The organism is Mycobacterium lehmannii, assembly GCF_001499925.1.
Classification (GTDB): Bacteria; Actinomycetota; Actinomycetes; order Mycobacteriales; family Mycobacteriaceae; genus Mycobacterium; species Mycobacterium lehmannii.
Window position 1 is genome coordinate 360056 of record NZ_LQIR01000012.1, and the last position, 12413, is coordinate 372468.

13 protein-coding genes are annotated in these 12413 nt (G+C 67.3%); 10 read left to right on the forward strand and 3 right to left on the reverse strand.

Annotation, left to right across the window (positions count from 1 at the left end; genetic code table 11):
- Positions 1 to 19: 19 nt before the first annotated feature.
- Genes nadA through AU192_RS09730 form a run of 4 tightly spaced genes read left to right on the forward strand, consistent with a single transcriptional unit; the run spans position 20 to position 3987 of the window.
- Positions 20 to 1063: a quinolinate synthase NadA gene (gene nadA / locus AU192_RS09715; protein ID WP_064395553.1), complete on the forward strand. Its 1044-nt coding sequence runs from the start codon at positions 20 to 22 to the stop codon at positions 1061 to 1063.
- Positions 1060 to 2625 carry an L-aspartate oxidase gene (locus AU192_RS09720; protein WP_064395554.1) on the forward strand — a complete coding sequence of 522 codons (1566 nt, stop codon included), beginning with the start codon at positions 1060 to 1062 and terminating at the stop codon, positions 2623 to 2625. Before nadA ends, AU192_RS09720 begins: the two co-directional genes overlap by 4 nt.
- Positions 2625 to 3482 (forward strand): carboxylating nicotinate-nucleotide diphosphorylase, encoded by an 858-nt coding sequence (gene nadC / locus AU192_RS09725; RefSeq protein ID WP_064395644.1) that lies wholly within the window; start codon positions 2625 to 2627, stop codon positions 3480 to 3482. The genes AU192_RS09720 and nadC overlap by 1 nt, the downstream gene beginning before the upstream one ends.
- A 55-nt stretch (positions 3483 to 3537) precedes the next feature.
- Complete coding sequence (locus AU192_RS09730; RefSeq protein WP_082694962.1) at positions 3538 to 3987, forward strand: hypothetical protein; 450 nt, start codon at positions 3538 to 3540, stop codon at positions 3985 to 3987.
- A gap of 1 nt (position 3988) precedes the next feature.
- Here AU192_RS09730 and AU192_RS09735 read toward each other — a convergent pair whose 3' ends face one another.
- Positions 3989 to 4555, reverse strand: coding sequence for a TetR/AcrR family transcriptional regulator (locus AU192_RS09735; protein WP_064395556.1), 567 nt, complete (start codon positions 4553 to 4555; stop codon positions 3989 to 3991).
- A 64-nt stretch (positions 4556 to 4619) separates the two neighbouring features.
- Between AU192_RS09735 and AU192_RS09740 the strand changes: the two genes are divergently transcribed.
- The gene (locus AU192_RS09740; protein WP_064395557.1) at positions 4620 to 5645 is read left to right on the forward strand and encodes a zinc-dependent alcohol dehydrogenase; all 1026 of its coding nucleotides are present in this window, start codon (positions 4620 to 4622) and stop codon (positions 5643 to 5645) included.
- A gap of 1 nt (position 5646) precedes the next feature.
- Here AU192_RS09740 and AU192_RS09745 read toward each other — a convergent pair whose 3' ends face one another.
- A complete protein-coding gene (locus tag AU192_RS09745) occupies positions 5647 to 6060 on the reverse strand; it encodes a nitroreductase family deazaflavin-dependent oxidoreductase (RefSeq protein WP_064395558.1) in 414 nt (137 codons plus the stop codon).
- Between the two features lie 85 nt (positions 6061 to 6145).
- Positions 6146 to 7378, reverse strand: coding sequence for a PGRS repeat-containing protein (locus AU192_RS26115; protein ID WP_278183956.1), 1233 nt, complete (start codon positions 7376 to 7378; stop codon positions 6146 to 6148).
- A 749-nt stretch (positions 7379 to 8127) separates the two neighbouring features.
- On the opposite strand from AU192_RS26115, the gene AU192_RS09755 reads away from it, so the two are divergent.
- From AU192_RS09755 to hisH, 5 genes are all read left to right on the forward strand, one after another.
- A complete protein-coding gene (locus AU192_RS09755; RefSeq protein WP_064395560.1) occupies positions 8128 to 8634 on the forward strand; it encodes a hypothetical protein in 507 nt (168 codons plus the stop codon).
- 78 nt (positions 8635 to 8712) lie between these two features.
- Positions 8713 to 10047: a histidinol dehydrogenase gene (hisD, locus tag AU192_RS09760; RefSeq protein ID WP_082694955.1), complete on the forward strand. Its 1335-nt coding sequence runs from the start codon at positions 8713 to 8715 to the stop codon at positions 10045 to 10047.
- Entirely contained in the window at positions 10044 to 11177 is a 1134-nt protein-coding gene (locus AU192_RS09765; protein ID WP_064395561.1) for a histidinol-phosphate transaminase, read from the forward strand. The genes hisD and AU192_RS09765 overlap by 4 nt, the downstream gene beginning before the upstream one ends.
- Entirely contained in the window at positions 11153 to 11788 is a 636-nt protein-coding gene (gene hisB / locus AU192_RS09770; protein ID WP_423202682.1) for an imidazoleglycerol-phosphate dehydratase HisB, read from the forward strand. Before AU192_RS09765 ends, hisB begins: the two co-directional genes overlap by 25 nt.
- A complete protein-coding gene (hisH, locus tag AU192_RS09775; RefSeq protein WP_064395563.1) occupies positions 11785 to 12405 on the forward strand; it encodes an imidazole glycerol phosphate synthase subunit HisH in 621 nt (206 codons plus the stop codon). The genes hisB and hisH overlap by 4 nt, the downstream gene beginning before the upstream one ends.
- The last annotated feature ends 8 nt before the right edge of the window (positions 12406 to 12413 follow it).

Here is a 12413-nt window from a genome sequence, read left to right on the forward strand (position 1 = left end):
TTGGACGAAGGAGGCGGCCATGACGGTGCTGGACCGGATGCCCGCAGACAACCTCTCGAGCCGCATCGTCGACGGTCCCACCGGTTTCTCCGGGGTCGACGGCGACGAGGAATGGGCCGCCGAGGTTCGTCGCCTTGCCGATCTGCGGGGCGCGACGTTGTTGGCGCACAACTATCAGTTGCCCGCCATCCAGGACGTCGCCGATCACGTCGGTGACTCGCTGGCGCTGTCTCGGATCGCCGCCGAGGTGCCCGAGGACACCATCGTGTTCTGCGGCGTGCACTTCATGGCCGAGACGGCCAAGATCCTGTCGCCGGACAAAACGGTGCTCATCCCGGACCAGCGAGCCGGCTGTTCGCTCGCCGATTCCATCACCGCCGACGAACTGCGCGCGTGGAAGGCCGAGCATCCCGGCGCGGTCGTGGTGTCCTACGTCAACACCACCGCGGCGGTGAAGGCCGAGACCGACATCTGCTGCACGTCGTCGAATGCCGTCGAGGTGGTGGCGTCGATTCCCGAAGACCGCGAGGTGCTGTTCTGCCCGGACCAGTTCCTCGGTGCGCATGTCCGTCGCGTCACGGGGCGTAAGAACCTGCACGTGTGGGCGGGCGAGTGTCATGTGCACGCCGGGATCAACGGCGACGACCTCGCCGACCAGGCCCGCTCTCACCCGGACGCCGAGCTGTTCGTGCATCCCGAATGCGGTTGCGCGACATCGGCTCTGTACCTCGCCGGCGAGGGCGCCTTTCCGGAGGACCGCGTCAAGATCCTGTCGACGGGCGGCATGCTGGACGCCGCGCGCGAGACCGGCGCACAGCAGGTGCTGGTCGCCACGGAGGTGGGGATGCTGCACCAGTTGCGCCGCGCCGCACCGGGTGTGGACTTCATGGCCGTTAACGACCGAGCGTCCTGCCGGTTCATGAAGATGATCACCCCCGCGGCGCTGCTGCGCTGCCTGGTGGAGGGCAAGGACGAGGTGCACGTCGATCCCGAGACCGCACGGCTGGCCCGGGCCAGCGTGCAACGCATGATCGCGATCGGCCAGCCCGGCGGCGGAGAATGACGCGCCCGGCGGCTTGCGGCGCCGGCAGGTGGGCCGGCCATTGGCAGCAGCGCGCCGACGTCGTGGTCATCGGGACCGGTGTGGCCGGCCTGGTGGCTGCCCTCGCCGCACAGCGCGCTGGCCGAAAAGTCGTGGTGCTCAGCAAGACCGGGGACACCGCGACGTTCTACGCCCAGGGCGGGATCGCCGTTGTGCTGCCCGACGCTCTGCGCGAGGACGGCGACTCGATCGAGGCGCACATCGCCGACACGCTTGCTGCGGGCGCGGGACTGTGTGATCCCGACGCCGTGCGCTCGATCGTGGCCGACGGGTACCGCGCGGTCGCCGAATTGGTCGAACACGGTGCACAATTCGATGAGTCGACGCCGGGGACATGGTCACTGACCCGTGAGGGTGGGCATTCCCGACGCCGGATCATCCACGCCGGCGGCGACGCGACCGGCGCCGAGGTGCAGCGAACCCTCAACGTTGCCGCGGCGACACTGGACGTCCGACCCAACCACGTCGCGGTGGAAATCCTGCACGACGCCGGTGCCGTCACCGGTGTGCTGGTGCTCAACGACGACGGGTTTGGCGTGGTGCACGCACCGTCGGTGATCCTCGCGACCGGGGGACTGGGCCACCTGTACTCGGCGACAACCAATCCCGATGGGTCGACGGCAGACGGTGTCGCGCTGGCCATATGGGCAGGAGTTCCGGTCAGCGACATCGAGTTCATCCAGTTCCACCCCACCATGCTGTTCGACGGCCACAACGCGGGCAGGCGTCCGCTGATCACCGAGGCCGTTCGCGGTGAGGGCGCGATACTCGTTGACTCACAAGGTTGTTCGGTGACCGAAGGGGTGCACCCGATGGGCGACCTGGCGCCACGAGACGTGGTGGCCGCGGCGATCAACGCCCGCATGGAACAGACGGGCGCACCGTGCGTATTCCTGGATGCCCGACGGATCGACAACTTCGAGAAACGATTCCCGACGGTGACCGCGGCGTGCCGCGCGGCGGGCATCGATCCGACGCTCGAGGCGATTCCCGTGCTGCCCGGCGCCCACTACAGCTGTGGTGGTGTGGCCACCGATGTGCACGGACGCACCGAGCTTGCGGGGTTGTTCGCAGCCGGCGAGGTGGCGCGCACGGGGATGCACGGTGCCAACAGGCTGGCGTCGAACAGCCTGCTCGAGGGGCTGGTCATCGGTGGTCGGGCCGGAAAGTCTGCCGCCGCATATGCGTTGGCCGCCGGGCCTGTGACGGCGAGGCCTCCGGAGGCGGTCGTGCGGCGTGCGCTGCCCCGTGCCGATCTGCAGCGGGCGATGACCAAGAATGCCGGGGTGGTCCGCGACGCCGATGGCCTGCGCATCCTGGCCAAGGAACTCGATACCGCGCCACCCCGGGTGATCGGCTCGCGCGCCGACTTCGAGGACGCCGCGCTGACTACTGCTGCGGTGGCGGTCGCCGCGGGTGCGTTGGCCCGGACTGAATCTCGGGGCTGCCATCATCGCCGCGACCACCCCGGCACCGACCCCGTCCAGGCACGCACGCTGGTTCCAGCAGGAGCGTGCTGCTGATGGAGCTGACCGCCGACGAGCTCACCGAGGCTCGCAGCGTCATCGCTCGTGCGCTCGAAGAGGATCTGCGGTACGGGCCCGATGTCACCACGTTGGCAACGGTGCCCGCCGACGCCAGGACCACGGCGTCCATGGTGGTCCGCGAGGCCGGTGTGATCGCGGGTGTGGACATCGCACTTCTCGCGTTCGACGAGGTGATCGGTCCTGACAACTACCTGGTCAAACATCGCGTCGCAGACGGTGCCCGGCTCGAACCGGGCGGCGTCGTGCTCACCGTCGAAGCCCCCACCCGGGGATTGTTGACCGCTGAGCGCACCACGCTGAACCTGGTTTGTCACCTGTCGGGCATCGCGACCGCGACCGCGGCGTGGGTCGAGGCCGTCTCCGGGAGTGCGGCGAAGATCCGCGACACCCGTAAGACGTTGCCGGGCTTGCGCGCACTGCAGAAGTACGCGGTGCGCGTCGGCGGAGGGGTCAACCACCGCATGGGGCTCGGGGATGCGGCGCTGATCAAGGACAACCACGTTGCGGCGGCGGGGTCGGTGGTGGCGGCGCTGCGGGCCGTGCGCGCGTCCGCGCCGGAGCTCGAATGTGAGGTCGAGGTCGACTCCCTCGAGCAACTCGACGAAGTGCTGGCCGAGAACGTCGAACTCGTGCTGTTGGACAACTTCCCGGTGTGGCAGACGCAGATCGCGGTGCAGCGCCGCGACTCTCGCTCGCCTGCGACCAAACTGGAATCGTCGGGTGGACTGTCGCTGGAGACCGCCGCGGATTACGCGGGAACGGGCGTCGACTATCTCGCGGTCGGCGCGCTGACGCACTCGGTGCGGGTGCTCGATATCGGGCTCGATATCTGATCCGGCCGATAGCATCGGTCGCGTGGATGAGGATTCGTCGCGGCGTCTCACGTTGCTGGTCGTCGTCAGCTTGGTTGTAGCCGTCGCCGCTTTGGCACTCGCCGGATGGACGCTGTACAAGACCAGCCCGTCTGAGCCTGAATACGATTCGACTCAGGTCGCCGACGCCAAGACCAAGATCTGCAGCGCCGCCGACGTCGTGCGCAAAGGGATCACGCTCAACACGAACATGCAGCCCGAAGGTGGTCCGCAGGACGTCACCGGGGCGCAGGCGGTGGCTGCCAATGCGCGGATCTCGTTGTACGACGGGGGTCAGTACCTGATGGACCGGCTCGATCCGGCGACCCCGGTGGTGCTCGCGGAGAAGGTCGAACAGTTCGCGAACAGTCTGATGGACATCGGTGCCAATGCTACGGCAGGAGTGCCCAATGATGATCCAGCGCAAGCGAAGCGGCTGTCCGACGCCGACGCGCAGAACAAGAGCATCACCGAGCTCTGCAAGTAGTTCACCGGCTCAACAGCGTCCTGGCGGCGACTTTTGCGGAGTCGAGCGCGGCGGTGTCGCCCGCGATCCGGGCGAGTATCAGGGCACCCTCGATGAGTGCTATCAACGCCAGCGCGGTCTGCTCGGCGTCGTCCTGTGCCCACCCGTCGGCGTGCAGCCGGTCCGCGATGACCCGGCGCCAGCCGGCGAATGTTGTTGCCGATGCCTGCCGAACCAGTGCGCTGGCGTCGACCGACTCGGTGGCGATCGGTTCGATCGGGCAGCCGTCACGTGGATCGGAGGTCAGCCCCAAGGCCATCAAGTCGATCCAGCCGTCGATGAGGTCGGGTACGGGGGAGCCGGCGGCCAGCAGATCTCGTAGTCGCCGCTCGATGTCCGCGCCGACGCGCTCAACCACGGCGGCCGCCAACTGCTGTTTGCCCTCGGGGAAGTGGTGGTATAGCGAGCCCGCTTTGACATCGGCGAGCTCGAGGATCTGGTTGACGCCGGTGGCGGCGTAGCCCTGCCTGCGGAACAGCAGTGCCGCGGTGTCGATCAGGGCGGTGCGGCTGCGGTCCGGGCGAGGCATGCCTTGACTTTACTAGAAAGATCGCTCAAGAATAGTTGAGCGATCACTAAAGAAGGGGCTGACCATGCAGCAGCTGATGCTTGAAGACGCGGGTAAGTACGCGTGGCGGGAGACGCCCGATCCCCAACTCGCCGGCCCGGGGCAGGCACTCGTCAGACCCATTGCCGTGGCGTGCTGCGACCTCGACGTGGCGGTGGTGCAGGGTCGGCTGCCGATGCCGCCCGGCCATGCGGTCGGCCACGAGGGGGTGGCCGAGGTGGTCGCGATCGGGGACGACGTTCGCAGCGTCGCGGTCGGTGCTCGGGTGATCGTGCCGTTCCAGATCAGTTGCGGTGAATGCAGCGCGTGTCGGCGCGGCGCGACCGGATCGTGTGCATCCTTGCCGCTGATGGCGACATATGGGATGGCGCCGCTGTCGGGTCTCGACGGCGGGGGTTTCATGGCGGACCTGGTGCTGGTGCCCTATGCCGACGCGATGCTGGTGCCGTTGCCCGATGGCGCCGATCCCGTGGCCGTCGCTTCGATGTCGGACAACATCCCCGATGGTTGGCGCGGCGTGGGGCCGTATCGCGAGGAGCTTGCTCTGCTTACACCGGCCGACCGCAGGGTGCTGGTCGTCGGGCAGCTGTCGATCGGCTTGTACGCGGCGGCGACGGCAGCCGCGGCGGGTGTGCACGTCGACTACGTCGACACCGACCCGCAAAGGCTCGCGGTGGCCGAGAAGCTGGGCGCGACCGTGCACGACCGCGAGAAGCCCGACAAGACCGCTGAACCGTATCCAGTGACGGTGCATACGTCAGCGGACCCGGCGCTGTTGGCGGCGACTCTGCGGGCGACCTGGCCGGGCGGAGTGTGCACGGACACGGGCATCTACTACCAGGGCGCGGTGGAGATGCCGCTGCTGTCGATGTACACCCGCGGCGTGCGCTTCGTCACCGGGCGGGTCAATGCCCGCGCGGTACTGCCGGAGGTGTTGGATCTGCTTGCCGGACAGGACCTTTCGCCTACCGTCGAACGTGTGGTGCCGTGGGAGGAGGCGCCGGAGGCGTGGCCGAAGATGACGGGCAAGACGGTGTTCAGCCGGTTGTAACTCAGGCGATGTCGGCGACGAAGACGCCCATTTTCCTGGCTTGGACGCGCGCCATAAACGGAAGTCCTTCCGCGTCACCGCCGACCGGCACGATCCGCGGATTGACGATGTGGACCGTGCGCGAGCCGAAGGCGACGTCGGCCTCGCCGGCGGCGAGCACGTTCTTCACCCAGTCGGTCTTGCCGTGGCCCAGCGCGACCGCGAGCCTATTGCCCTTGCGGAACGGGGTGATGACGGTTTCGTAGGTCTTGCCGGATTTCCGACCGCGGTGCCGGATCTTCGCGAGACCGGGAATGAACCGCGAGACCCGCTTGACCATCGGGTTCATGTACTTGATCTGCAGGCGCTCGACCGCGGGCGGATACACCATGGGCACGCCCGGCGCGTTGTTGGGATGATGATCCTTGGCGGACATGTTTCCGGACATTACGTGACGATGCCCGCCCCCAGATAGGGGACGGGCATCGCCATTTGTGATGCGGTATCAGCCGTTTCGGTGACTACGGGCTGTCGTCGCCGTCGTCGCCGTCGCTGCCGTCGTCGCCGCCGAACCCACCGGCGCCGCCGTCGCCGCCGTCGCCGCCGCTGCCGGTGCCGCCGACGGCGTTGCCGCCGTCGCCGCCGTCGCCGCCGTTGGAGACGATCGCCCCGCCGTTGCCGCCATTACCGCCGTTTCCGCCGGAGGTAGTGCTGCCGTCGTCGCCAATCCCGTGGCCGCCGGCGCCGCCGTTGCGTCCGTTGCCGAAGACGGGTCCGCCGTCCCCGCCTGCGCCGCCGCTGCCGCCGACGGCTTCGCCCGTGTCGGTTGTGCCATTGCCGCCGGTGCCACCGTTGCGCCCGTTGCCGAAGACGACGCCGCCGCTTCCGGCGTCGCCGCCGTCACCGCCGGTGGCTGTCCCGGTAGTGGTGGTGCCGTTACCTGCGTTGCCGCCGGCTCCACCGTCGCCGACATAGTCGGCGTCTCCGGCGTCGCCGCCATCGCCACCCTCGGCGTCACCCGTCGTTGCGTTGGCAACGCCACCGTTACCGCCGGCCCCGCCACCGGTGCCACCGTTGGCGCCAGCGCCACCGTTGCCGGCGGTCGCATTGACGTCGTCGCCAGTAGTCGCTGCGTCGCCGCCGTCACCGCCGGCGCCACCGACGCCGACGAATCCACCCGTGCCTCCGTCGCCGCCGTCAGCACCCTGTCCCGGATCCGCACCGCTTGGATCGTCGCCACCGTTGCCGCCCCGGCCGCCGTTGCCGAACCAGCCGGCGTTGCCGCCGTTGCCGCCGCGCTGTGCCTCGAGGAGCCCGCCGACGCCTTCATCGGCTCCGTTGCCGCCGTTGCCGCCGTTGCCGCCGAATAACCCGGCGTTGCCGCCGTTGCCGGGCGTTCCGAGGGGGACACCCGCTACCACAATCGGGCTGTAGCCGTCACCACCGCTACCGAACAGCCACCCCCCGTTTTGGCCGTTAGGCGAAAGCGCGGTGCCATCGGCGCCATTGCCGATAGCCCCGAAGGTGAAGAGCATCGTGAGCGGGTTGTCGAGGATAGGATCGAATGCGGTAACTGCAGAGCCGGGGTTGAAGAAGGCGGACTGCGAGAGCAGTCCAGTGACATCCTGGCTATCGCTCCCGTCGAGGAGAGCGAGCGGCGATATCCCGAGGCAGCCGCCGCCAATCACGCATTCGGGACCCGTCTGCGCCTGTGCCGTACCGACCGAGCCGAAGCCTATGAACGCCGCGGTCATGGCCCCTCCGAGCATTGCGCCGCCGACAGCGCGATGCGCGACCGTACCTCGTGTTGAGGCTGCGCGGTGCTTACCGGCAGCTGATTTCCTGGACATACGTACCCCTTCTGTCGAACCTGGATCGGCGACCCAGTTACCCCAACGCCTCTGACATCCGTTCGCGAAGCAGGTGGCCGAGTGGCTAGACCACGTGTTCGCTCTCGTCGTCAGCTAATCGATGATGTCGATCACAGACATAGTGACACCTCGATCCGAGTTTGCCTAGCAACTTCTCAAAATCGTCGAAAATCATTCGAATCGACCCGATCGTTAATTCGGGGACGCGATCAAATTCGGGCCTGGCAGGTATTTGTGACTGCAACGACACCCACCTGATGCATGAGCCGACCAGCAATCTTAAAACTGACGTATGTGTTGATTCTGCGGTAGTGTTTCTACACTAAAAGCGCAGCTGAGCAGGTCCGATCTGGTACGGTTAGCTAACACTTTGAGTACCGGACCGGCATCCTTGATGATCGTGCAAACCGCCCGTCTATTAGGCGGGTTATATTATTTCTCGCGGCGTCGGGCCGTGCGAATTCAAGATCGATCTTGGAGGCCTCTAGCTAACGTCTATGATCAGCTACTTGCGTGAGCAACAGTTTTATCGGCAACCACCAGTAAATTGATCTTGTTTTTGACATGCCGGTTGGCGACTGATTTCGAAGTTTGCTGTCTAGATCGCTACGCTCGCCGTTACGATCGGCCGCATGTCTGAGACATCGCAGTCTTCACGGGGGTCCATAGTTTCCGTCCTGGCGCTGGTCGTCGCGCTCGTCGCACTGGGTGTCGCCGCCTGGGCGCTGATGAAGAGCCCGTCATCGGAGTCCGAATCGGCCCAGCCGGCTTCGGTCTTCACCGGCACGACCACCGACGACCCCAAAGGCAGTATCTGCGGGGCGTTCAATCTCGTTCGGCGAGGCATCCAAGGCAACACCAACCTGCAGGCGCCTGGTGGGCCGAGTGACATCACCGGCACACTCGCGGTGGCGGCGAATGCTCGTTTGTCCCTCTCGGAGGGCGGCCACTACCTGCTGGCCCGTCTCCAGCCCGATACGCCACCGGAGTTGGCCGACGCCGTGCGCAAGTTCGCCAACCAGCTCATGGATATCGGCGCGCATTCGATCGCGGGGATCCCGAACTCCGATCCCGACCAGGCCGAGCGGCTGAAAGCGGCTGACACCTCCAACGGCGAGATCGCCAATCTGTGCAAGTGAGCGGCCGCCTCACCTAACCCGAAGCGCGGCCGCTCGCCGCGGTGATATCGATTTGGCCTGTTCTGGGACAATGGCTGTGTGACCCCACCGTCATCCCTCATCGCCCGCATTGATCTGCGGGGCGCGCAGCTGTCCGCTGCGCAGCTGCGGTCCGCTCTGCCGCGCGGCGGCGTGGACGTCGACACGGTGGTGCCGAAGGTCCGGCCGATCGTCGACGCGGTCGCGGCACGCGGCGCCGAGGCGGCGCTCGAGTATGGCGAATCGTTCGACCGGGTGCGACCCGCGCAGGTCCGGGTTCCGACGGCGCAGTTACAGAGCGCCCTGGCTGAACTCCCCGCAGATGTCCGCGCCGCGCTCGAGGTCGCCATCGAACGCGCCCGCGCGGTCCACGCCGACCAGCGCCGTACCGATACGACGACGACGCTCGCCCCGGGCGCCACGGTCACCGAGCGTTGGGTACCGGTTGAGCGCGTCGGGCTGTACGTCCCCGGCGGCAACGCCGTCTACCCCTCCAGCGTCGTGATGAATGTCGTGCCCGCGCAGACCGCCGGAGTCGACTCCCTGGTTATCGCCAGTCCGCCGCAGGCGCAGTCCGGCGGTCTGCCGCACCCGACCATCCTGGCCGCCGCCGCGCTACTCGGCGTCGACGAAGTATGGGCGGTCGGCGGAGCGCAGTCGATCGCGCTGCTGGCCTACGGCGGCGCCGACACCGACGGCGCCGAACTTGCGCCCGTCGACATGATCACCGGCCCGGGCAACATCTACGTCACCGCCGCCAAGCGCATCTGCCGCTCACAGGTCGGCATCGACGCCGAAGCCGGACCCACCGAGATCGCGATCCTGGCCGACCACACCGCCGACCCCGTCCACGTTGCCGCGGACTTGATCAGCCAGGCCGAACACGACGAGATGGCGGCCAGCGTGCTGGTCACCCCGAGCATCGAGTTGGCCGACGCGACCGACCGCGAGTTGGCCAACCAGCTACAGACGACGGTGCACCGCGAGCGCGTGACCGCCGCGCTGGGCGGCAGGCAGTCCGCCACCGTGCTCGTCGACGATCTCGAGGCCGGCATCCGAACCGTGAACGCATACGCTGCCGAACACCTCGAGATCCAGACCCTCGACGCGCGCGAGGTGGCCGGCCGAATCCGTTCCGCGGGCGCGATTTTCGTCGGTCCGTATGCGCCGGTGAGCTTAGGTGACTATTGCGCGGGGTCCAACCACGTGCTGCCCACCGCGGGCTGTGCTCGTCACTCCAGCGGGCTGTCCGTGCAGACGTTCCTGCGCGGCATCCACGTCGTCGATTACGACGAGGCCGCGCTGAAAGACGTTTCCGGCTACGTGATCACGCTCGCCCAAGCCGAGAACCTGCCCGCGCACGGCGAAGCGGTGCGGCGGAGGTTTGAAAGGTGACGCTCGGAGAGAAGTCGACGCTCGACGATCTGCCGCTGCGGGCCGATCTGCGCGGTAAATCGCCGTACGGCGCACCCCAATTGGACGTTCCGGTGCGGTTGAACACCAATGAGAACCCGCATCCGCCGACCCAGGCCCTGATCGACGATGTGACGGCGTCCGTCGCCGCGGTCGCGGGGGAGCTGCATCGGTACCCGGACCGCGATGCGGTGGCGCTGCGCACCGATCTGGCTGCTTACCTCTCGGCGCAGACGCGAACTCCGCTGACCGTTGAAAACCTCTGGGCAGCAAACGGTTCCAACGAAATCCTGCAGCAACTCTTGCAGGCCTTCGGCGGGCCGGGCCGCAGCGCGATCGGATTCGTGCCCTCCTACTCGATGCACCCGATCATCTCCGACGGCACGCAGACCCAGTGGCTGGTGGCCAACCGGGCCGATGACTTCAGCCTCGACATCGACGTGGCGGTGCACGCGATCAAGCGGCACACCCCCGACATCGTGTTCATTGCGAGCCCGAATAATCCTTCGGGACAAAGCGTTCCGCTTGACGATCTCCGCCGGCTGCTCGACGCGATGAGCACCGGCATGATGATCGTCGACGAAGCGTACGGCGAGTTCTCGTCACAGCCCAGCGCGGTGCGTCTGATCGACGAGTATCCCGCCCGGCTCGTGGTCACCCGCACGATGAGCAAGGCGTTCGCGTTCGCCGGCGGTCGACTCGGGTATCTGATCGCCGCACCCGCGGTGATCGACGCGATGCTGCTCGTCCGCCTGCCATACCACCTGTCGTCGGTGACGCAGGCCGCCGCCCGCGCCGCGCTGCGCCACGCCGACGACACCCTCGGCAGCGTCGCCACTCTCATCGCCGAACGCAACCGCGTCACAGAAGCCCTGTCGGAGATGGGTTTCCGAGTGATCGACAGCGATGCCAACTTCGTGCTGTTCGGCGAGTTCGCCGACGCCCCCGCCACCTGGCAGCGCTACCTGGACGCGGGCATTCTCGTCCGCGATGTCGGCATCCCCGGCTATCTGCGCGCCACCACCGGTCTGGCCGAGGAGAACGACGCTCTGCTGGCCGCCAGCGCGCGCCTGGCCGAGACCGAACTATCCCCCCCAGTAGGAGCACCGTGAACGAACCCCGCCGCGCGACGATCGAGCGTAAGACCAAAGAGTCCGACATCGTCGTCGAACTGAACCTGGACGGCACCGGGCAGGTGCACGTCGACACCGGTGTGCCGTTCTTCGACCACATGCTGACCGCGCTCGGCAGTCACGCGAGTTTCGACCTGACCGTGCGGGCCAAGGGCGACGTCGAGATCGAAGGCCACCACACCATTGAGGACACCGCGATCGTGTTGGGGCAGGCACTCGGTCAGGCGCTCGGCGACAAGAAGGGCATCCGCCGCTTTGGTGACGCGTGGATCCCGATGGACGAGACGCTCGCGCACGCCGCCGTCGATGTGTCGGGTCGCGCGTACTGCGTGCACACCGGCGAACCGGATCACATGCTGCACTTCACGATCGCCGGTTCATCGGCGCCGTACCACACAGTGGTCAACCGGCACGTGTTCGAGTCGTTGGCGATGAACGCCCGCATCGCGCTGCACGTACGCACGATCTACGGACGCGACCCCCACCACATCACCGAGGCGCAGTATAAGGCCGTCGCACGCGCGCTGCGCCAGGCTGTCGAGTACGACCCGCGGGTGACCGGTGTGCCGTCAACGAAAGGCACTCTGTGACAATCAAAGTCGCCATCCTGGACTACGGTTCGGGCAACCTTCGGTCCGCTCAACGCGCTTTGGAGCGCGTCGGTGCTGACGTCACGGTGACATCCGACGCCGACGCCGCGATGAACGCCGACGGCCTCGTGGTGCCCGGCGTCGGCGCCTTCGAGGCGTGCATGGCCGGCCTGCGCAAGATCGACGGTCCGAAGCTGATCGCCGACCGGGTGGCGGCCGGGCGCCCCGTGCTCGGCGTCTGTGTCGGTATGCAGATTTTGTTCTCCCGCGGCGTGGAGTTCGGGGTCGAGACCACCGGCTGCGGCCAATGGCCCGGTGCGGTGGTGCGGCTCGACGCGCCGGTGATCCCGCACATGGGCTGGAACGTGGTCGACGCGCCCGCAGCCAGCACATTGTTCGCCGGAATGGAGGCGGACACCCGCTTCTATTTCGTGCACTCGTACGCCGCCCAGCAGTGGGAGGGCGACCCGGCCGCGAAACTGACATGGGCCACGCACCACGTGCCGTTCCTGGCCGCCGTCGAGGACGGGCCACTGTCGGCCACGCAGTTCCACCCGGAGAAGAGCGGCGACGCCGGTGCCGCGTTACTCGCCAACTGGGTGAAGGCATTAGGTTGACCACCGAT